We start from the raw sequence: 20,969 nt of genomic DNA on the forward strand, positions 1-20,969 counted from the left end.
TAGGGTGTAGGGTGTGGTGTGTAGGAGGAATAGAATTATTAATATGGGTTTTTAAGCTAAATGACAGTTTTAACATCCAAAATCCAAAATCCAAAATCTAAAATCCAAAATCCAAAATTGATTATGTTGCATCACCATCGCGCCCAATTTCCAGCTTTAGCAAATAAGATTTATTTTAATTATGGGGGACAAGGACCAATGCCTCAAGGGGCTATGGATGCTATTACCCAAAGTCAAGCCCATATTCAAGAAATAGGACCCTTTGGTACGGAGGCTTATGGCTGGATATCTCCGCAAATGCAAGCTACCAAACAAGCGATCGCCTCAGAATTGAATGTAACACCAGACACCATCACTCTCACAGGTAACGTCACCATTGGCTGTAATATCGGAATGTGGGGGATTGATTGGCAACCTGGCGACGCTATGCTACTCTCAGACTGTGAACATCCCGGTGTTATTGCCACTGCTGGGGAAATTAGCCGTAGGTTTGGAGTCGAGGTTTCTACTTGTCCCTTGATAGCAACTTTAAATGAAGGCGACCCTGCAAGTATTATTGCCGAAAACTTACGCCCCAATACACGGTTGGTAGTTTTAAGTCATGTTTTATGGAACACGGGTCAAGTCTTACCTATTGACAAAATCGCAGATATATGCAGGAATAACAATTCTTTATTGTTAGTAGATGCTGCACAATCAGTTGGTGTTCTACCTTTGAATTTAGCAGAATTGGGGGTAGATTTCTATGCTTTTACTGGACATAAATGGTTATGCGGTCCTGCTGGTGTGGGTGGGTTGTATGTGCGAAGGGAAGCCAGGGAAAAATTACAACCCACATTTATTGGTTTGAATGGAGTTATTACCAATGACCAAGCACAACCAATCAATTGGCAACCAGATAGTAGGAGGTATGAAGTGTCTACCTTAGCAACTCCATTATATATCAGTTTAAGAGAAGCGATCGCCACTCATAACCAATGGGGAACACCAGAGGAACGCTATCAGCAAATTTGCCAAAATAGTGCATATCTTTGGCATCAACTAACGAATTTACCAAATGTCAAATGTTTAAAAAATTCCCCACCCCAAAGCGGTTTAGTATCATTTCAACTGACCAATAATCAGCCTAATACCAAATTAGTGCAATTTCTAGAATCACAAAAAATTCTTACCCGCATAATTGCCAATCCTAACTGCATTCGCGTCAGTGTTCATTACTTAACCTTAGAATCAGAAATTGACCAATTAATAGCAGCAATTGAAGATTTTTGTCATATAAAATAACCGCAGATGCACGCAGATAAACGCGGATAATTAATCTGTGTTTATCAATTGATAATTGACAATTGACAATTGACAATTGTTTCATTCAAGGTTGAAACTCTCCCTTTTTAAGGATGAAAAGAAACAGATGCAGATAAATTTTAGGACTTACGCACAAGTCACGAAAAAATCAACCACGTTCACCGCAGGTGTTCCCTTTCGCCTAGCGTGCCAAAGGCATAGGATAGAACACGAAGGATAGGTAGGAATGAGGGTTTGAGAGATATTTTGCGTAAGTCCTGACTGTCCTGAAATTAAAACTTTTGCATCCTTGCTATCGCACGTAAAAATCATGAATAGACCTATTTTATATATAGCCATTACTAATCACGGCTTTGGTCATACTACCCGCACTGCTGCCGTAGCTGCAACCATCCAAAAATTTTGTCCAGAAGTGTTGTTAATTATCGTTACAACTGCACCTAGATGGTTGTTAGAATCCTATATTAAAGGTGATTTTATTCACCGTCAACGTGCTTTTGATTTAGGTGTGGTGCAAACAGATAGTTTGACAATGGATAAAGCCGCTACTTTAACGAAATTACAGGAAATTCAGAAAAAGCAAAATTCTTTAATTGCCTCAGAAGTTAATTTTATTCGTCAAAATCGTGTTAACCTCATCTTGGCGGATATTCCTTTTCTCGCTGCTGGCTTTGCCAAAGCGGCAAATATTCCCTGCTGGATGACAAGTAACTTTAGCTGGGACTTTATTTATCGAGACTGGGGAGGAGAATTTATAGAAATTGCTGATTGGATTAGTGATTGGTATACTAAGAGCGATCGCTTGTTCCGTCTTCCTTTCCACGAAAAGATGTCAGCTTTTCCCAATATTATAGATGTAGGTTTAACAGGTGGTTCTCCCCACTTTCCTACCGATGAAATACGCACAACTTGGGGAATAACTGCACCACGAGAAAAAACCATCTTACTCAGCTTTGGTGGTTTAGGTTTACAAGCAATTCCGTATCATCATCTTAGTCAATTTCCTGATTGGCAATTTATCACTTTTGATGTTTCCGCACCAGAGTTACCCAACTTAATTAAAATCACAAATCGTCAATATCGGCCTGTAGATTTTATGTCAATTTGTGGACGAGTGATTTCTAAACCTGGATACAGCACTTTTGCAGAAGCTACCCGTTTAGAATTACCTATTATCACCATACCCCGTGATGACTTTGCAGAAGCTAATTTGCTGTTAGAAGGAATCAAGAACTACAATTACCATCAAATTATCACACCAACAGAATTTTTTCAAGGAAATTGGGATTTTCTCCATGACTCACCCCAACCACCAAAGCAAACGCAACCAATAGCGAAAGATGGGAATGAAACTATAGCCAAGACCGTGATAAATTATTTTCAGTCACTGTAAATTAAGGTTGGTAAAATACTCCCAATCCAAAATCTAAAATCTAAAATCCCAAATTGGTATGACACACTACCAAAAATTACTCAGAGTTACCACAACGGGTAAATCATTTCAAAATATTACCGCGCCAATTGCTGCCATCGTTACAGAATCTGGGGTAAAAACTGGACTTTGTACTTTATTCTTGCGTCACACTTCAGCCAGTTTAGTCATTCAAGAAAATGCTGATCCTGATGTGTTAAGAGACTTAGCGAATTTTATGGCGAAATTAGTACCAGAAGGCAACTATTATATTCATGATGCCGAAGGTGCTGATGATATGCCAGGACACATACGTACAGTTTTAACTCATACTTCCGAAACTATTCCTATTAATAATGGGCATTTAGTTTTAGGAACATGGCAAGGTATTTATATTTGGGAACATCGGCAGCATAGCCATGCTAGAGAGTTGGTAGTTCATATTTCTGGATAAATTGAATGTGGTCAAGATGGGCTGTCTGTTTCCAACTTACTTGATCGCCCTATTCTCCTGACTTGAAGATTGTGTCCAAAACTTTACATCAGCATAAATAACAATAATCCCTGTAAACTAGAAGGGATTATTGTTATATAATATCTGCCTAATTAGTGTTCATAACTGTTTTTTTCTTACCTGTTTCCAGCCCAAACAGAAATGATAAATATTCAAACAGACATGGCATGAGATATATAGTAGATTGCAAATGATATACAAAATTTAATAACAAAGCCAGATGCCAAGCAAGTTTCAACTCTGTTGTCTTTTAAGAGTTACCTATTTTCTGGTCTCTCTCTCTTGGTGTAAATTTACCAAACCTCTATTGCTGCCGCATATTCAGCTTGCATTTTAATAACTTCTTCAACAGTTAAAGGAGATATTTCCGCTTGTTCAATTTCTGATTGTGTAAAATTTTGTCTTAGTGTTTCTATTACTTGAGGTAGCATCATCAGCCACTTAAAGCAGTAGGTTCTGTTGTTATTGACGATATTGATTTGGTAGCCTTGCATAATATAATTCCCTTGTTGTGAATAGTAGTTTCTATTTTCTTGGTCTTCTATTCTTCTTCAGGAAGAATTAAAGACTTACAAAAGCAATCAATCAACTTTCTAAAACATAACATTATTGTTTTGTTGGCGTTACAGTAATTTCACAACAATTTTTTTTTAGTAGATTCACTTAAATAAATCTCAAATAACTAACTATAATCACTGACAACTCTTATATATTTTTTTATCTTGTTCATTGTTTGCTGAAAATACAGATAATTAAGCCAACTAAACGAAATTCTAAGGCTGATAGTATTACCAATACTGTATTCCTAGCGTTGTCTATAGCTGTAGCCAGGATAATTAGGACATGATTAATCCTTGAAACGTAGATATAACAAGGCTTTTCCTCCTGCCTCCTGCTATACTTAAGTAAAATCCTAAGTTATTTCGTGTTATTACTACTAAAGAAAGCAGCAGATAACCCAACACAGCTTTAATCTTTATAGCAGGTGACTCCAGTGAAAAAGCTTTTACAGTATAGGTTTTATCATCTGTTGATGTCCTAACCACCTTGGCTGTTGCTTTATTTCTTGCCATCAGGTGCGCTAACTCTCAATTAACGCACCCAAATACAACAACCCTACTTAACTACAGCAGTTTTCAGCAGTAAAACCCTTTTGCTGCAAGGCTTTGTCATAAAAATTTCTACCTTATTGATCTGCAATATGCTATAAAACTTTCTTCAAAGCCTCAACTAACCTATCCACGCTTTCAGAACGACTATTAAAACCCATCAAACCCACACGCCAAACCTTACCCGCAAGTTCTCCCAAACCGCCACCAACTTCAATGTTATGCTCAAGTAATAACTGCCGTGCTACAGCCTTTCCATCCACCCCTTCAGGAATGCAAACAGTTGTTAAAGTTGGTAGTCGGTATTCCTTGGCAACGTGCATTTTTAAACCAATACTTTCCAACTGTTCCCAAAGATATTCGACATTTTGTTGATGACGTTGCCAGCAATTTGCTAAACCTTCTTCTGCAACTAAACGCAATGCTTCCCGTAAGCCATAATATAAATTAATCGGGGCTGTGTGGTGATATGTGCGTTCAGCACCCCAATATTTTCCTAACAACAACATATCTAAATACCAATTTGCAACCTTACTCTCCCGCTTTTGCAACTTTTCCATTGCCCGGGGACTCATGGTAAAGGGAGAAGCACCAGGAGAACAACCCAACCCTTTTTGACTGCAACTATAAGCTAAGTCCACACCCCACTCATCTAAGAAAATGGGAACACCACCTAAACTAGTTACGGTATCCACTAATAGCAATGTGCCATATTTACGGCACAACTCACCCACTTCTTCCAATGGTTGACGTGCGCCGGTGGAGGTTTCCGCATGAACTAAAGCTAAAATTGCTGGTTTATGAGTTTCTAAAGCTGTGCTAATTTCATCTAAGGAAAATACCTGTCCCCAAGGTTTGGTAATGGTTCGCACATCTGCGCCATATCTTCCCGCCATATCTACTAAGCGATTACCGAAATAACCAGCTACACCAATTAATACCACATCTCCTGGTTCTACGGTGTTAGCTAAAGTCGCTTCCATTGCAGCTGTACCTGTACCGCTAACGGCGATGGTGTGGGGGTTTTCCGTTTGCCATACGTAGCGTAATAAAGACTGAATTTCATCCATCAGGGCTAAAAATGCGGGGTCAAGATGCCCTAATGGTGTGGTGTTCATGGCCTGCAATACCGCAGGATGGGCGTTAGATGGACCAGGGCCAAGTAATAAACGGTTGGGAACTTCTAAGGGTGAGAGTTGTAACTTTTGATTATTGTTGATGGCAATTGTGGATGTCATAAATTGATGTGAGGCTAAATGGTAATTAATGGCATCATAGAACGATTAGATTACCGATGTTTTCATCAGCTTCAAGATTGTCTATCATTCGCAGGAAGAAGCCATACCCCCAAAGTCTTAAAGTAGATGTAACAAGCTGTAAAGGCTATGGCCGCATGAGTCAAAAACGTTCTAGTTTAAAACCATTACAAGGGGCAAATCGCACACTCAGGCGCAGGTTAGACTGGAAAGGAGAAATAGCATTGGCTATAGCCCCAACCGTAACAGTACTATTAGTTATGGGTTTTGTAGAAGCACTGACTCAACAACGTCTATTATTTGCTTCTCTTGCTTCCAGTGCTTTTTTAATTTATCTTGACCCCCAACATGGAACTAATGCTATCCGTACTTTAATACTTGCTCAAATGATGGCTGCGAGTATTGGTTTTACCACTTATTTAATGTTTGGTGGGGGGTATATTTCCGGTGGACTGGCAATGGTATCAGCCATTTTCCTGATGATTATACTAGATGCTATGCACCCCCCAGCCGTTGCCACCTCTGTCAGTTTTGCCCTCAAAGCTAATAATGTTAGTAACCTAGTATTATTTGCCTGGGCATTGGGAATTACAGCTATTTTGGTAGGATTAGAACGTTATGCTTTGTGGTTGTTGGCACATTACGCAGGTGACATTGATAATTGACAATTGATAATTGATAATTGATAATTGTTTCATTATTAATCCTATGATATTCTCAGGTACAAGACCCAATAATTTAGGCGTTAAAGATGGTAGATTAGCACCCTGTCCGGCTAGTCCTAACTGTGTTTGCAGTCAGAGTTCAGATTCACTCCATCAAATTGCACCGCTGAGTTTTACATCTACACCAGCACAAGCATTATCTCAACTTCAAGGTATTATTCAATCTTTACCTAGAACCAAGATAATTAGTGAAACAGAAAATTATCTATATGCAGAATTCAAAACTGCTTTGATGGGATTTGTTGATGATGTGGAATTTTATCTAGACTCTAACGAGCAAGTAATTCATGTACGTTCAGCTTCCCGATTAGGGTATGGCGACTTAGGAGTAAATCGCCAACGCATAGAGACAATTCGCACTCTATTTAATCAATCTAATTAACTACAGCAGGTCGTAAATATCCATTTTGTTGAGCGAATTTATCCTGGAGAATTTGTTGATAAACTGCTTCATAACCATCTGTCATCTGTTGCACACTAAAATGGGTTTCTACATATCGCCGACAAGCATAGCGGTTTAATCTCTCTACTCTATCAATAGCCTGAATAAATTCTTGAGTATGATTGCAAAGGAAACCTGTTTCACCATCAGCAATTACTTCAGGAGTTGAACCCATTCGCATTGCTATTACTGGTGTACCTGAAGCCATTGATTCTACCATCACTAACCCAAATGGTTCTCTCCAAGTAATGGGAAATAACGTTGCTACAGCACCTCCCATCAGGACATTTTTTTCAGCATGATTAGCTTCACCTAAATATTGGATTTGTTTACCGTCAATATGTGGTTTAATTTCTTTTTCAAAATATTCTACATCTACCACATCTACTTTACCTGCCATTTTCAACTGCCAACCAGATTGTTTAGCAATTTCAATTGCCAAATGCGCTCCTTTTTCTGGAGACATTCTTCCCAGAAATGCTAAGTAAGGCTCATTTATTGGTTGGGGATAAAATTCATAACTACTAACATCAATGCCATTGTAAACTGTGGCTACATAATTTAATCCTAATCTGGGTTCTCTTTGAGCATCAGAAATACTGATGTAAGGTTGTTTTTTGGCGTATTTAAAGATTTTCTCGTTATCTGGTGTAAAAATTCCATGCAAGGTGTGAACGGTGGGAGTTTTGACCAACTTTGTGTAAGCTAAAGGGGTATGTCCAGTATGAGAATGAATTATATCAAACTCTTCACATCGTTCATAAACTAAAGCCAGATTTAGCAATTCATAAATACTGTAATCTTTAACAGTAGAATCAAGTCTTAAAGCGCGGGGATGCACTGATATTAAATTCGCCAAAGTTAGGGAATCTCCGGATGCAAATAACGTAACTTCATGTCCTCGTTTAACTAATTCATCCGTTAACAGCCCCACTACTAATTCTATTCCACCATAAGCTGGTGGTGGTACTCTTTCCCACAATGGAGCAATCTGAGCAATTCTCATGATCAACCTCCTAAAAGGTAAGACGGTAAATTAGTGGTGTTTATTTTTTTGATGTAAATTAATGGCCAGCGATTTACTATAGCAGTAAAGCACTTGAAACACCAACTATATGGATAATTGCTTCAAAATCTTATGACGTAACTTGGATATTTTTTGTCTATCTTAGTAGGGAAATTATCTTCTGCTTCAGACATAAATTAGCCAAATATTCACAGAAGTATAATCATGATAATCGTGAATTAATACACAAAAATAGTCTAATTATCTCAAAATAAACAATTTATTATCTGCTGATATTTAGGGATTATTATTTTGGTTGTTTAGTCTTCACATTTTGCAAATTTATGCAACAAACAGTAATTGATTTTCTGCTAATTTACCTATAAATACCTTGACTGCTTTGATGAAAATCGTATATTATAATACAATAAATATACAATTAAGTATAAACATGAATATCTCTCAACCAACGAAAAAAGCTCCTATTTCATGGCAAGCGGTGTTCTCACTAGTGGTATTTGTGTTCATGTACTTGCCTATCCTGGTACTAAGCTTTTATAGCTTTAACAAATCACCCTACAGTGCCACTTGGCAAGGATTCACCCTAGAATGGTATCAAAAACTGTTTAGTGATACTCGCATTTTATCGGCTGTGAATAATAGTTTATTAGTTGCCTTTAGTGCGGTGACAGTTTCCGCTGTATTGGGAACTTTAATGGCGGTTGGTTTAGCGCGTTATCACTTTCCCGGTAAAAAATTGTATCGTGGAATATCATATTTACCATTATTAATTCCAGATATTGCGATCGCAGTTGCCACACTAGTTTGTTTAGCTGCCTTTGCCATTCCCTTAAGCATTTGGACAGTCGTAGCAGCCCATATAGTTTTTTGTCTCTCCTACATTGGACTAGTCGTATCTGCTAGACTCAATAATCTCGACCCCCACCTGGAAGAAGCCGCACTAGACTTAGGTGCAACACCTATTCAAGCCTTTATTAAAGTAGTTTTACCCCAATTAATGCCTGGTATTTTATCTGGTTGTTTACTTGCCTTTGTTCTTAGTTTAGATGACTTTCTCATCTCCAGTTTTACAGCCGGTAGCGGTGTTAACACCCTACCAATGGAAATATTTAGCCGTATTAGAACTGGAGTCAAACCTGATATTAATGCCCTTAGCGTTATGTTAATTTCTATCACTGCTACCGTTGCTATCATAGCTGAATTAATTCTTGCTTCTGGGGACAAGCAGAAGAATTCGTAATTCGTAATTCGTAATTCTTAATTACTAGCCAATGACCAATGACTAGCAAAATTTAGGTTGGGTGAAGCAACACAACCAACAATGTATTGACAGAAATTGGATATCCTCACCCGTGAACATCCACTTGTGATTTATCCATCCTCTCTGCCATAGTTAATAATAGTATTTGATTATTTATTGCCATAAAAAAATGCTAGAAACAACCCCAAATATAAGTGATAATTTGACCACAAAAATATTACCAGGCAAAGACAACCCTGACAATTTTCAATGGCAAGAAGCCTGGTATCCAATTCACTACCTAGAAGACTTAGATAAAACCAAACCCACTTCCTTTACCCTTTTAGGCAAAGATATAGTAATTTGGTGGGATAAACAAAGCCAATCTTGGCAAACATTTATAGACCAATGTCCCCATCGTTTAGCCAAACTTTCCGAAGGGAGAATTAACGAAAATGGACTCTTAGAATGTCCCTATCACGGTTGGGCTTTTTCAGGAGATGGCGCTTGTCAAATAATTCCTCAGCAAGTACCAGGAGGTAAAGCGGAAACTTCTCAACGTGCCTGTGTATCATCTTTACCTACAACCGCAAAACAAGGACTATTATTTGTTTACCCAGGCAACCCAGAAAACGCCGCTAAAACTAAAATTCCTCTGGTTGAACCCATTGAAGAATCACCAGAAGGATGGGTAATTATCAACACATTTCGAGATGTTCCCTATGATGCTCTTACACTATTAGAAAACATTCTCGATCCCAGTCATGTCGCCTTTACCCATCATCGCACAGTGGGAAATCGCGCCAATGCCGCACCGTTAGAATTAGAAGTAATTAATTCAGACAAACACGGGTTTAAAGGGATTTGGAAACAAGGGTTAAAAACCGAACAAACAGGAGAATTATCAACAACATTTATCGCCCCTGGTTTGATATGGCATGATATTAACTCACCCAAAGGGAGAATTTTAACTGTTGTTTATGCTACACCAATTCGCAAAGGTGAATGTCGAATTATTGCCCGGTTTCCCTTTAAATTTGCTTCCAAACTGCCGGGGATATTTATTAAACTGCGACCACGTTGGTATTATCACATTGGACAAAATGGTGTTTTAGAAGACGACCAAATTTTTCTACATCATCAAGAACGTTATTTAGCAGCAAAAGGTGGTAGTCCTCAATTCACCAAAGCTTTTTATCTAGCAACCAAAGCCGATAGTTTTGTTTTTGAACTACGTCAGTGGGTAAACCAATACAACGCTGAACCATTTCCCGGTGAACCATTTCCCCCAGCATTGCCAAAAGATGCATTACTAGAAAGGTATCACTCCCATACAGAAAACTGTTCCAGTTGTAGAAAAGCTTTAGCTAATATTCGACTATTAAAATTATGGTGTGCAATCATAACATTATTAGCTTTAGCAAGTAGTCCTATTTTGGCATTTTCCCTACATTCACCATCTCTTTTAATAGTCATCATTGAGACAGTTACACCTTTAGCATTAGGGTTAGCATGGTGGAAACTGAACAAGCTAGAAAAGCAATTTTATCAAGGGCGATCTATCCCACTCCGTAACCTACCAGAAAAAAACTGAAAATTACTCAGATTAGATTCCCAATTTCTTTAAAAACCGGGAATCTAGTTGATTATTTTCAACCCACAAATCTGAGATTTATCCCCTAGAAAAAGATTAACCAACTACTTGACAAATTTTCAGAAATCTTCTACTATTAATAGTATAATGGAAATCTGTGCGCCCATATATATACCCTTAATTACTACTAGATAACTGAAAACTGATAACTGATATAGCAATGGACAAGGCTGTTAAGAAATTCTTTCTAGCTTAAACTTAGTGATGAAAAGGGTTTGACTTTTGCCTCTTGCCTTCTGCTATAACTGAAAACTGAATTAATAATTGGGGCTGACTTTGGACAAAATGCTATCTTCCCTTCAACCATGCAAATTTGCCAAAATCCCAATTGCTCAAACCCATTCAACCCTGACTATAGTAAATTTTGCATTGTTTGTGGACATGATACATTTGGTGAACTCCTCAGAAACCGTTACCGTGTTTTGCGGTTAATAGGAGAAGGTGGGTTTAGCAAAACTTACGCCGCAGAAGATGTAGACAGACTCAACGCACCTTGCGTTATTAAGCAATTTTTCCCCCAAGTTCAGGGAACAGGACAACGTGCAAAAGCCGCAGAATTTTTCAAAGAAGAGGCTTTTAGGTTATATGAACTGGGAGAAAATCATCCCCAAATTCCCCGTTTATTAGCTTACTTTGAACAAGGTGTTAGTTTGTATTTAGTCCAGGAATTTATTATTGGTAAAACACTCCTAGAAGAAGTTAAAGAACAGGCTTATAACGAAGCAGAAGTTCGGCAACTTTTATTAGATTTATTACCAGTTTTAGATTTTGTTCACCAAAAAAACGTGATCCATCGGGATATCAAACCCGAAAATATTATTCGTCGAGATACAGATCAAAAACCTGTATTAATTGACTTTGGTGGTGCAAAACAAGTCACCCATACCAGCATAGCCAGACAAGCTACAGCAATTTATACTTTAGGTTATGCACCAACCGAACAAATGGCTGGTTTTGCTTGTCATGCGAGTGACTTATATGCTTTAGGTGTAACTTGTGTGCGGTTATTAACTCAAGATTTACCCATACAAGATACATATCAACTTAAAGATCCTCTTTATGATCCGATGACTGCTAAATGGTTATGGAAAGAACGTTTACAGGAAAAAGGTATTTCTATTAGTGAAGAATTAACTTCTATTTTAGATCAGCTACTGCAACATTTTCCTAATGATCGATATCAGTCAGCATCGGAAGTTTTAGATGCTTTAAAAGCAGAAATATCACCGCTAGAAGTTGTGGAAATTCCTCCTGTTATGGAAACACCATTACCACCACCTCCCAAAATTATTGTCCCCTTACCACCTTTAGAAACCTTTGATTTTGATGTGGTGACGGTAAACACTGCTGGAGAAAAAGTTAGCTATGACAGACTAAGCAGCAAATTCTTTCTAGAAGAATTAAATAAAAATATCGCTTTAGAAATGGTATCCATTCCTGGTGGTAATTTTTTAATGGGTTCAACAAAATATGAAGGTGATGTGGAAGAATATCCTCAACATTTAGTCACCGTTGCACCTTTTTTTATGGGAAAATATCCCATTACTCAAGCACAGTGGAAAGCAGTAGCAGATTTACCACAAATTGTCCAACCTTTAAACCCCAACCCAGCAAAATTTAAAGGTGCAAATTTACCCATAGAAAACATTTCTTGGTATGAAGCGGTAGAATTTTGTTTGCGGTTGTCAATGAAAACAGGACGGAATTATCGTTTACCCAGTGAAGCAGAATGGGAATATGCTTGTCGTGCAGGAACTACCACTGCTTTTCATTTTGGGGAAAGAATTACTGCTGATTTAATTAATTGTAGTGGTGGTGATTTTTATTTTGTACCACCAACAAATAATTTTCGTAAACAAATTTCAAATGTCGGTAGTTTTGATCTAGCTAATGCCTTTGGATTATATGATATGCACGGCTTAGTTTGGGAATGGTGTGCTGATCCTTGGCATAAAAATTATGAAGGCGCACCGACTGATGGTAGTGTGTGGGATGTGGATGGTGATATCCATCGTCGGGTTTTGCGTGGTGGTGCGTGGAATTTTAGTGCAGAACTTTGTCGCAGTGCGAGTCGCACTTGGAATGAAGCGGAAGGTGGTTTACGGATGTCGGGTTTGCGGGTGGTGTTTTCTGCTGAAGTTTAGATGTCAGAATCAGGATATCCTGATTCGGGCAAACAACCATTCATATCAAGCTATTAACACTACACTCCACCTAGGTCTTGCGTTGTTTTGGTGGGAATAAACGCAAAGATAGAGTATTGGGTGTTGACAAGCGACTTGAAATTTGTTATGCTAAAGTCGATAAGGAAGAACTATCTAAAAATAAATATGTTAATTATAAACAGGTAGGGGTTTAGCATTGCTAGACCCTTAAAATTTGCCTAGGTGAACAATACCCTAGAAATAGAGGTTCTCAAAAAAATTATGTCTACTGCGGTTTTAACTCTACTCCTTCATCAAACAGCGATTCACCACTAGCTACAGAAATTTTATAGATTATATTTGTTGGAACATTTAGATCCCTATCATTCAAAGAGTATTATTATTGTTATATTTGCGTCTTAAAATCAAATTCAATGACCCGGTTTATACATGATCAATTTGCCAAACAATATTTCACTGAATTATTAACACCCTATGGACAAGTAGAAACTAGCAAAGATATCACCGCAGAAGTCAGACAAATTGACGTTTTATTTATTCCTTCACCTCAACCAACACAAAGCCTAGAAACACTAGGATTACTGGGAAGAATGGCCACAAACTATGCCATATTTGAACCATTCCGTAATCCTGTCAGCAAAAGTGAAATTCGCAGTTGTATGGGTAAATTATTTGACGTTCATGCTGATATAGAACGGGAAGCTAAACGCAATGATACGCGAATAAAGGAAACAGAATTACCCCAATTATGGATTTTTACTCCTACAGCTTCAACAGAAATCCTAGAAAGTTTTAAAGCAACTGTAGAAGAAGAAAACTGGGGACAAGGAATTTATTTGTTGGGAACAGGATTTAAAACCGCAATCATTGTCATTCATCAACTACCCAGCACACCAGAAACTCTGTTTTTGCGGATATTAGGGAGAGGAAAAGTACAAAGACAAGCAGTTGAGGAATTAGAAACACTAGCTCATAACAATCCGTTGCTGGAGGATATCATAAAATTAGTACATGACCTAATTGCTGTATTATCCGCACGTCAACGACAAGAACAAGATATAGATCAATATGATCAGGAGTTGATTATGAAATTATCCCAAATATATCAACAACAATTAGAAGAGATTAAAAAACAAGAAAGACAAGAAGGACGACAAGAAGGACGACAAGAAGGAATAGACAGAGAAAGACGAGCTATGATTGAAAGCATTCTCCAAGTACGTTTTGGTGCAGTAGATTCGGAATTAGCTAAAATTATCAATTCTCTGATGACCATGACTAGAGAAGAATTTACTCCCTTACTGCTGCAATTATCTCGTGAGGAGTTACTAGCGAGATTTTCACAACAAAATTAAAATTGCCAACAAGATATTCAGAATATTCAGAATCAAAAAGGGGTAAAGCACAATGCTAAACCCCTAAATTTTTATTTGTTTTATTTGTTTTATTTGTTGTTATGGGTGAATTACACCAACCTCAAATCAGGATATTCAGCTAACAAATCATCACTAGTCAAAGTATCGCCTTCAGCTTGAGGAGTCCACAAAACTTCAATCGCTAAAACTTGTTCACCAGGAAGACTTCCAATTTGTCGCAAAGCTTGACGTAAATCATCCGCGCTATTAATTTGCGGAAATTCCCATTTACCCAAGGTTGCAGCTAACAAGGTGACAATAATATACTCTCCTGGCCCTTCACTAATCAGACGAGTAGGATTATCTACATCACCTGGTAACTCTTTCGCCAAAACAGATTTTAGCTGATTATTAACATTAGAAAGAGTTTCTTCGCTAAATTTGCTGCGTTCAGCCAATGACAAGCGGTTAAATTGAGATTCAGCAGAATTTAACTTAGCTTGTTGTGTACCACCACCCGCATATACCCAATATTCAGGATGACGCAGTAAAGCTAAACTCGCTTCTTGTAAAATTTCTGCTCTTCCTTCTGGAGTATTTGTATCAGCTTTCTCTGCAATTTTGTTCAATTCCCCTTGTAAACCTCTCGCTTGTGCTAATAAACCAACCTGCAAACGAGATACAGAAACAGTGGGGTTACTATTATAAGTTACTTCTTCAGTATCTCCACTGCTGACACGGCGAAAACTTTGGACTAAAAAGTTAGCGATCGCCAAAAATATCAGAATTGTGAACAAACCACCAAAACCACCACCAATACCCCAAAAAGGAATTAGGAACGGAAAGCCAAAACCACCACCAGGATAATATCCCCCACCACCACCAGGTGCGTAGGTGCGAGGTGTGTAAGTGCGACTAGATGGCATTCTAAAAGAACCGCCACCAATTCTACCACCAGTACGCGCTGCTAATGCACCATCAGCGTTACCCAAAGCTAAGGCTAACACTAGACCAAGAACAACGAAAATTTTTAACAGAGGCTTGAGGGTTTGTTGTAATTTTTTACGCATAATCATCGCCTAAAAACAGTATTTTTAAGATTTTTCCCCCACTGCTGGGAATTTGACAACGCAGGAGACTATATATTCAATTTACCGCGTATTATCTTGGGTTGACCGTCAACAGATGGAGGATTTCTGGAGTTGATAACCGTACCGCAAAATATCTTTGCAATTGCAAAACTTTGGAATCAATTAATGATTACCAATTTTAGTACATAAATACTATAAAGCTATAATGTTGACTTAACTATTACGAAAAATAGAGACAGCAAATTTTTTCTAATAGCAATTATTTTTTTCCGGATCAGAAAAGAATATGTAGCAAAGTTGGGCAGGGGGTTAAAGATAGCATTTTACGGATTAATAACATTAATGATACTATCTATATTTTCTGTATTACAGGGATTGAAAAATGTAAAAAATGAGTAAATAGTCATCACCATTTAGTTAGAAATTTGATTAAATAATGTAGCTACTTGCCAAGATTTTTTGGCATTTTGGCATGAATATTAACAATTTTCAAGTTAAAGTATTGGAGGAAATAAATTTAGTAATTTCACCAGCACTATTCTGATAAATCGCTGGTGAACCATCTTAGCCAATCAACCACTAGAAAAAATCAATACTTCTGCCTTCAGTTTCAATGTGATTTATTAGCCTCAGTGAATTTCACATTCAAACTGATGTAAATTTCTTGTGCAAATCAAACCTAATAATACCAATCCTTGAGAAAAATGATAACCCATGCTAATACCAATTCAAAATGCAAAATTTCCAATTTAGATTTACAAAATTCTGCTTGTCTAACTCCTAACAATGTCAATAGATAGGTGATTGGGGAGCAGGGAAGAGGTTTTTAGGCAACTTGACTTTTTGTTACATACTTCTGTTTTTTTTCCACCTTTTTACTTATAACCAGCAACTTATACCAATTCTCTAAGATTCGGCAATATCAACCTAGAGGCTGTCAAACTTTCCTAATTACGCATTACAAGTTACGAATTGGTATTATGTTATCAACCATAAATTCGAGACTTTGAAGTTTATTTATCAACCTGAATTATGGAACATATTTCACAACTAGGGACACATATTAGGGAGAAAACTGCTAATCCAGATATCCTAGTTATCTCTCGCATATTTCAACCACAAGATGCCACCATTGGAGAATATGTGTATAATCGCTGTTTACAAGATCCAGAAAGGATAATTGTGTTGGCTGCTGGTTGTTTAGGAGATAAAATATTTGATAAATCTCAACAATTTCCTGTTTATCGTTGGCTGAATATTAGTTTTCTGGGTACTACATTATTAACCAGAATTTTACAGCCTCTATTCAATCTTATTTGCTCCTTATTATTGGCAATAAAACTCTATTTCCGCTATCACTACCGTTATATTGAATGGTGTCATGGTTACGATTTTCCCGCCCTACTGCTACTCAGTTATATCTTACCAATTCGCTTTTTTATCTACCTCCACGGTAATGACTTAGTTAATAATGTACGTAATCCTTTATGGCGATCGCTATTTAAAATTACCCTGAAACGTGCCGAAGGAATTGTTTGTAACAGTTCCTATATTCGAGAAACTTTAAGAAAAAACTTTCGCTTAGATACTCCAACTCATGTAATTAACCCAGTAGTCAGACCAGAAAAATTTGGTACTCCCACTAGTCCCAGTCATCTTGATGATTTACGCAGCCGCTTACGTCAGGCTTACAACATTCCTGAAACAGCAATTGTCATTCTTTCCGTGGGTAGATTAGTTCCACATAAAAGCTTTGACCGCATTATAGATAACATCCCTTTACTATTAACAATTGGTGTAGATGTTCATTACATAATTTGCGGTGTTGGGCTTTGTGAACAGCAACTTCAATCCCAAGCCAAACGCTTGCGGGTAGACCAACGGGTACACTTTGCAGGCCATGTACCAGAACGAGAATTAGTCAGTTATTATGTCGCCTGTGACATTTTCGCCATGCTGACTTTGTGGGAAGACAAAGATAAAAGCATAGACAACTTTGGCATGGTTTACTTAGAAGCAGAATACTTTGGTAAACCCATAATTGCCTCTGGCTTAGGGAGTATTTTAGATGTAGTTCACCATGAAGAAAATGGCCTGTTGGTAAATCCGGATTCTGGATATGCAGTTTTGCAAGCTTTCAAACGTTTGTGCCAAGACAAACAACTACGAGAAAAACTCGGCCGTCAAGGACAAGAATTTGCCAAACGCAAAACCTATCATCGCTGGCTATATAATCCAGAATCTCGTTATTCTTGTTTATTAAATTAGGTAATTGGTGATTGGTAATTAGTGATTGGTAATTGGTGAGAAAATTCTTTTCTTGCACCCTACACCCTACACCCTAAACCCTACACCCCATTCCCTGATTATCCTCCACCGACGATGGTGACAACTTCCAAGCGATCGCCATCTGCAATTTTAGTTTCTGACCAAAATTGACGGTGCAAAATTTCACCATTATATTCCACCGCTACCAACCGAGGATTAAAACCCAACTGTTGCAGTAATTCAGGTAAAGACGTTTCAGGTACACAACTTTGTGTTTCCCCGTTGACTTGTAAAGTAATTTGATAATTCATAAATAAATCAATTCAAAAATCCAAAATCCAAAATTCAAAACTTCTGCTTTCTGTCACCTGTCACCTTCTTCCTACTTCCGATGCAGTTGAGCAATAAAATATTGTGCAACTAAAGTAGGTTGTTCAGCTTGCATGAGCGATCGCACGACCGCCACTCTTTGTCCTCCAGCATCAATTACATCATTAATATTACTGGCATCAATTCCCCCAATCGCAAACCAAGGAATGGGACAATTTTTCACTGCATAGCTGACATATTCCAAACCTGCTGCGGCTTTACCTGCTTTAGTTGGTGTTTCATAGACTGGACCAACACCAATATAATCTGCACCTTCTGTAATTGCCCCTTGCATTTCTTGGGGATTTGTGGTAGAGCGCCCGATTATCCGTTGTGAACCTAGTAACTGTCTAGCAACAGCAATTGGTATATCCTGTTGTCCTAAATGCACACCATCGGCATTAACAGCCAAAGCCAAATCTACCCTGTCATTGATGATAAATAAAGCACCGTAATCGTGGCATAGCTGACAGAGTTGCTTGGCTCTTTCCAGACGGATCAAATCATCAGCCGTTTTCTCCCGATACTGTACCAGGGTTAATCCACCTTTGAGAGCAGCTTCCACAGTTGCAAACAAATCTTCCACTGGCGATGTTACCAAATATAAACGCGATCGCCCCAGTAATTGATGGCGTTGATAACCCATCAAAGTGCTTTCCAGAGTATAAATCTGATAGCGCATTTGCTTAAAAGCACTTCCCATATTTGGGTCATACAGTTTGCCATATTCTTCCAAGACCCTAAATGCTTCTTGGACACGGCAAAAATTAGCTTGTAACAAAGATGTGATATCAGCCCGTTTTTCCTCTTGGGGATGAGTTAAATCCGTACCAGTATCACCTGGAGTATCCCTTGCTGCCCTCATTTGTGGCGTGTGCCACCTACCTACCTCTTGACGCAGGTGCTTACAAGTTTCCGCCAAGGCGGCATCATTCAACCCAAACCGACACCATTCTTCAATCACTCGTAACCCTTCACGAGCGCGGTCTAAATTAGCATCTAAAATGCGGTACACCACTTGTTGTATTTCTTGTCCTTGATGATGGGCTGTAACCATTAAAACAACCCCATTATGAGTTTAATTAAAATTGACATATAGCAATCCGGTCTTATTTAAGTTATGAACTTACTGATGGAGGCTGGGATTTGGGCATTAGGCGTTGAATTTGTTCACGTTTAATTGAGGATGGCTATAGTTAAAATTTACTAACTTATTTGTAGGAAACATAGCCAATTGGTCAACTTTACGGATAATATGATTGACATATTCAGTCTGAAAGTCCGAGAAAATTACTGATTGGTATGGTACTGGAGTTGTATATAGTTTATGCCTCTTCTTAGTTTTATTTCTAACCGTAAAGCAGAGATGCGATCGCAAAAACTCATTTTCTCAGAATTTAACAGACTGTCGGTGACACCAGCCCCAATTTTAAGATTGACCTTGGGTTTGGGGGTAGTGATTTCTGCCTTACTAAATACCAATATTAGTGGTGCCATTGCTCAAATTCCCATAACTCCTGCAAAAATAGTCCAGAGTGAGAGAATAATTTCTCAGGCAAACATCCTCTTTGTCAACCCAAGTATCGGCAATGACCAAGGCGGTAACGGTAGTGAAATCGCTCCCGTCAAGACAATTACCAAAGCCTTACAACTAGCACAAGCAAATACTTTAATTGTTCTTGCTCCCGGTACATACAGTCTGCAAACAGGTGAAGCATTCCCCATCATCCTCAAACCGAGCATAGCTATTCAAGGAGACCATCGCAACCAAGGCAGAAGCGTTAAAATTATTGGTGGTGGTGAATATCTTAGTCGCAGCTTTGGTCGTCAAAATGTGGCTATTGTCGGTGCAAACCAAGCCAGTTTAAGCGGAGTTACAGTCACCAACACTAACAACCGTGGTTATGGTTTATGGATTGAATCTACAAATCCCATAGTTCAGGAAAATACATTTACTGGCAATACCCAAGATGGCATTGCTACCACTGGTAATGCTACTCCCACAATTAGCAAAAATTATTTTCATCAAAATGGTGCGAATGGCATAACTGTTTCGGGTGAATCCCGTCCCGATATTCGGGAAAATGTCTTTCAAAACACAGGTTTTGCTATTAATGTTGCCCAAAATGCTGCCCCCGTAATTGTCGGTAATCAAATTACTAACAACAGATCAGGAATTGTAGTCCAAGCAAATACCAGCCCAATTTTGCGAAATAATGTCATTCAAAGCAGCAAAGAAGATGGTTTAGTTGTCATTGCCCAAGCCACACCAGATTTAGGCACAATCAGCGAACCAGGAGGCAACAAATTTTGGAATAACGGTCGTTATGATATTAACGCCAAAGCTGCCAAGCAGGTGATTTTTGCAGGTGGTAATAATCTATCTAAAAATCGCATTATCGGTAATGTAGATATTAACGCCACAAGAGCCACAATTGTTAGCAATTCTGCACCTAATTCTGTCTATGCACAGGAAATACCCACAGGAAGAGAAATGGTTTTTGCTGCTCCCAGCATCCCCAAAACTTTCAACCAGTCTACTGTAATTTTATCCAAGCGTAGCAATCCTCCGGAAAACAATCCCATACCTAAAATAACCCCAACTAATCTGCAAAATTCTTTGCCCATAACTAATTTTCAAAGCAATACACCACAATTAAATTATGTGCGAATTGAACCAGCAGTAATTCAACCAACAGCGTTTGAATCAGAAGTAGCCGAATCAGGAGTAATTGAATTTGTTGCCCCTCAAGCATCTATTTCTTCACCCAGAAATGCAGGTAATTCAGGTGTAGTTCTGGCATCCACACCCTATGCAACCACTCCTCAAAGTTCACGTTACCGTGTAGTTGTACCAGTCACCAATAACCAACAACGGGAAATAGTTCTTTCTGTAGTTCCTGATGCTTTTCCCAAAGTTTCACAAGGTCGCACTGTCATGCAAGTAGGAGCTTTTAGCACTCAAGAAAACGCCCGCGAAATGGTGCAAATCTTTAATAGCAGGGGTTTAATAGCCATCATTGAGCGATTGAATTAAT

General features: G+C 38.3%; 18 protein-coding genes. 11 read left to right on the top strand and 7 right to left on the bottom strand.

What is annotated here, in order from left to right; genetic code table 11:
* Nucleotides 1-123: 123 nt before the first annotated feature.
* The 3 genes from A0J48_RS08300 (at nt 124) to A0J48_RS08310 (ending at nt 3,170) form a co-directional block, all read left to right on the top strand.
* Entirely contained in the window at nt 124-1,284 is a 1,161-nt protein-coding gene (locus A0J48_RS08300) for an aminotransferase class V-fold PLP-dependent enzyme (protein WP_200322076.1), read from the top strand.
* Between the two features lie 331 nt (nt 1,285-1,615).
* Nucleotides 1,616-2,698, top strand: a complete 1,083-nt coding sequence (locus A0J48_RS08305; protein WP_200322077.1) for a glycosyl transferase — start codon at nt 1,616-1,618, stop codon at nt 2,696-2,698.
* Between the two features lie 58 nt (nt 2,699-2,756).
* Complete coding sequence (locus A0J48_RS08310) at nt 2,757-3,170, top strand: secondary thiamine-phosphate synthase enzyme YjbQ (RefSeq protein ID WP_200322078.1); 414 nt, start codon at nt 2,757-2,759, stop codon at nt 3,168-3,170.
* 353 nt (nt 3,171-3,523) lie between these two features.
* Here the strand turns inward: A0J48_RS08310 and A0J48_RS08315 are convergent, their stop codons facing one another.
* The 3 genes from A0J48_RS08315 to A0J48_RS08325 form a co-directional block, all read right to left on the bottom strand.
* On the bottom strand, nt 3,524-3,724 hold the full coding sequence (locus A0J48_RS08315) for a hypothetical protein (protein ID WP_200322080.1): 201 nt from the start codon (nt 3,722-3,724) through the stop codon (nt 3,524-3,526).
* Nucleotides 3,725-4,066: 342 nt separating this feature from the next.
* A complete protein-coding gene (locus tag A0J48_RS08320) occupies nt 4,067-4,303 on the bottom strand; it encodes a hypothetical protein (protein ID WP_200322082.1) in 237 nt (78 codons plus the stop codon).
* 131 nt (nt 4,304-4,434) lie between these two features.
* On the bottom strand, nt 4,435-5,577 hold the full coding sequence (locus tag A0J48_RS08325) for an alanine--glyoxylate aminotransferase family protein (RefSeq protein ID WP_200322084.1): 1,143 nt from the start codon (nt 5,575-5,577) through the stop codon (nt 4,435-4,437).
* 56 nt (nt 5,578-5,633) lie between these two features.
* Here A0J48_RS08325 and A0J48_RS08330 point away from each other — a divergent pair, with 56 nt between their 5' ends.
* Nucleotides 5,634-6,260: an HPP family protein gene (locus A0J48_RS08330; protein WP_325078596.1), complete on the top strand. Its 627-nt coding sequence runs from the start codon at nt 5,634-5,636 to the stop codon at nt 6,258-6,260.
* 43 nt (nt 6,261-6,303) lie between these two features.
* Entirely contained in the window at nt 6,304-6,702 is a 399-nt protein-coding gene (locus A0J48_RS08335) for a DUF1499 domain-containing protein (protein WP_200322086.1), read from the top strand.
* Here the strand turns inward: A0J48_RS08335 and A0J48_RS08340 are convergent.
* Nucleotides 6,695-7,768, bottom strand: coding sequence for a glycosyltransferase family 4 protein (locus A0J48_RS08340; protein ID WP_200322088.1), 1,074 nt, complete (start codon nt 7,766-7,768; stop codon nt 6,695-6,697). The genes A0J48_RS08335 and A0J48_RS08340 overlap by 8 nt on opposite strands.
* Before the next feature lie 451 nt (nt 7,769-8,219).
* Between A0J48_RS08340 and A0J48_RS08345 the strand changes: the two genes are divergently transcribed.
* The 4 genes from A0J48_RS08345 (at nt 8,220) to A0J48_RS08360 (ending at nt 14,203) form a co-directional block, all read left to right on the top strand.
* Complete coding sequence (locus A0J48_RS08345) at nt 8,220-9,029, top strand: ABC transporter permease (RefSeq protein WP_200322090.1); 810 nt, start codon at nt 8,220-8,222, stop codon at nt 9,027-9,029.
* Between the two features lie 190 nt (nt 9,030-9,219).
* Nucleotides 9,220-10,623 (top strand): aromatic ring-hydroxylating dioxygenase subunit alpha, encoded by a 1,404-nt coding sequence (locus tag A0J48_RS08350; RefSeq protein WP_200322092.1) that lies wholly within the window; start codon nt 9,220-9,222, stop codon nt 10,621-10,623.
* A gap of 365 nt (nt 10,624-10,988) precedes the next feature.
* Nucleotides 10,989-12,827: a bifunctional serine/threonine-protein kinase/formylglycine-generating enzyme family protein gene (locus A0J48_RS08355; RefSeq protein ID WP_200322100.1), complete on the top strand. Its 1,839-nt coding sequence runs from the start codon at nt 10,989-10,991 to the stop codon at nt 12,825-12,827.
* 434 nt (nt 12,828-13,261) lie between these two features.
* On the top strand, nt 13,262-14,203 hold the full coding sequence (locus A0J48_RS08360) for an RpnC/YadD family protein (protein ID WP_200322102.1): 942 nt from the start codon (nt 13,262-13,264) through the stop codon (nt 14,201-14,203).
* A 110-nt stretch (nt 14,204-14,313) separates the two neighbouring features.
* On the opposite strand, the gene A0J48_RS08365 is transcribed toward A0J48_RS08360, so the two are convergent.
* A complete protein-coding gene (locus A0J48_RS08365; RefSeq protein WP_200322104.1) occupies nt 14,314-15,273 on the bottom strand; it encodes a DUF1517 domain-containing protein in 960 nt (319 codons plus the stop codon).
* 1,053 nt (nt 15,274-16,326) lie between these two features.
* Here A0J48_RS08365 and A0J48_RS08370 point away from each other — a divergent pair.
* Nucleotides 16,327-17,562, top strand: coding sequence for a glycosyltransferase family 4 protein (locus A0J48_RS08370; protein ID WP_200322106.1), 1,236 nt, complete (start codon nt 16,327-16,329; stop codon nt 17,560-17,562).
* A gap of 98 nt (nt 17,563-17,660) precedes the next feature.
* Here the strand turns inward: A0J48_RS08370 and thiS are convergent, their stop codons facing one another.
* Nucleotides 17,661-17,873, bottom strand: a complete 213-nt coding sequence (gene thiS / locus A0J48_RS08375) for a sulfur carrier protein ThiS (protein ID WP_200322108.1) — start codon at nt 17,871-17,873, stop codon at nt 17,661-17,663.
* A 71-nt stretch (nt 17,874-17,944) separates the two neighbouring features.
* Nucleotides 17,945-18,988: a thiamine phosphate synthase gene (locus A0J48_RS08380; protein ID WP_200322110.1), complete on the bottom strand. Its 1,044-nt coding sequence runs from the start codon at nt 18,986-18,988 to the stop codon at nt 17,945-17,947.
* 270 nt (nt 18,989-19,258) lie between these two features.
* On the opposite strand from A0J48_RS08380, the gene A0J48_RS08385 reads away from it, so the two are divergent.
* Complete coding sequence (locus A0J48_RS08385) at nt 19,259-20,968, top strand: DUF1565 domain-containing protein (RefSeq protein ID WP_200322112.1); 1,710 nt, start codon at nt 19,259-19,261, stop codon at nt 20,966-20,968.
* Nucleotide 20,969 lies beyond the last annotated feature (1 nt).

The sequence above is a fragment of the Sphaerospermopsis aphanizomenoides BCCUSP55 genome (assembly GCF_001586785.1).
Lineage (GTDB): Bacteria > Cyanobacteriota > Cyanobacteriia > Cyanobacteriales > Nostocaceae > Sphaerospermopsis_A > Sphaerospermopsis_A aphanizomenoides_A.

Excerpts from the sequence above, each read along its gene's own strand:
- A0J48_RS08300 (WP_200322076.1), top strand. The coding sequence starts at position 124 with ATGTTGCATCACCATCGCGCCCAATTTCCAGCTTTAGCAAATAAGATT.
- A0J48_RS08305 (WP_200322077.1), top strand. The coding sequence starts at position 1,616 with ATGAATAGACCTATTTTATATATAGCCATTACTAATCACGGCTTTGGT.
- A0J48_RS08310 (WP_200322078.1), top strand. The coding sequence starts at position 2,757 with ATGACACACTACCAAAAATTACTCAGAGTTACCACAACGGGTAAATCA.
- A0J48_RS08315 (WP_200322080.1), bottom strand. The coding sequence starts at position 3,724 with ATGCAAGGCTACCAAATCAATATCGTCAATAACAACAGAACCTACTGC.
- A0J48_RS08320 (WP_200322082.1), bottom strand. The coding sequence starts at position 4,303 with ATGGCAAGAAATAAAGCAACAGCCAAGGTGGTTAGGACATCAACAGAT.
- A0J48_RS08325 (WP_200322084.1), bottom strand. The coding sequence starts at position 5,577 with ATGACATCCACAATTGCCATCAACAATAATCAAAAGTTACAACTCTCA.
- A0J48_RS08330 (WP_325078596.1), top strand. The coding sequence starts at position 5,634 with ATGTTTTCATCAGCTTCAAGATTGTCTATCATTCGCAGGAAGAAGCCA.
- A0J48_RS08335 (WP_200322086.1), top strand. The coding sequence starts at position 6,304 with ATGATATTCTCAGGTACAAGACCCAATAATTTAGGCGTTAAAGATGGT.
- A0J48_RS08340 (WP_200322088.1), bottom strand. The coding sequence starts at position 7,768 with ATGAGAATTGCTCAGATTGCTCCATTGTGGGAAAGAGTACCACCACCA.
- A0J48_RS08345 (WP_200322090.1), top strand. The coding sequence starts at position 8,220 with ATGAATATCTCTCAACCAACGAAAAAAGCTCCTATTTCATGGCAAGCG.
- A0J48_RS08350 (WP_200322092.1), top strand. The coding sequence starts at position 9,220 with ATGCTAGAAACAACCCCAAATATAAGTGATAATTTGACCACAAAAATA.
- A0J48_RS08355 (WP_200322100.1), top strand. The coding sequence starts at position 10,989 with ATGCAAATTTGCCAAAATCCCAATTGCTCAAACCCATTCAACCCTGAC.
- A0J48_RS08360 (WP_200322102.1), top strand. The coding sequence starts at position 13,262 with ATGACCCGGTTTATACATGATCAATTTGCCAAACAATATTTCACTGAA.
- A0J48_RS08365 (WP_200322104.1), bottom strand. The coding sequence starts at position 15,273 with ATGCGTAAAAAATTACAACAAACCCTCAAGCCTCTGTTAAAAATTTTC.
- A0J48_RS08370 (WP_200322106.1), top strand. The coding sequence starts at position 16,327 with ATGGAACATATTTCACAACTAGGGACACATATTAGGGAGAAAACTGCT.
- thiS (WP_200322108.1), bottom strand. The coding sequence starts at position 17,873 with ATGAATTATCAAATTACTTTACAAGTCAACGGGGAAACACAAAGTTGT.
- A0J48_RS08380 (WP_200322110.1), bottom strand. The coding sequence starts at position 18,988 with ATGGTTACAGCCCATCATCAAGGACAAGAAATACAACAAGTGGTGTAC.
- A0J48_RS08385 (WP_200322112.1), top strand. The coding sequence starts at position 19,259 with ATGCCTCTTCTTAGTTTTATTTCTAACCGTAAAGCAGAGATGCGATCG.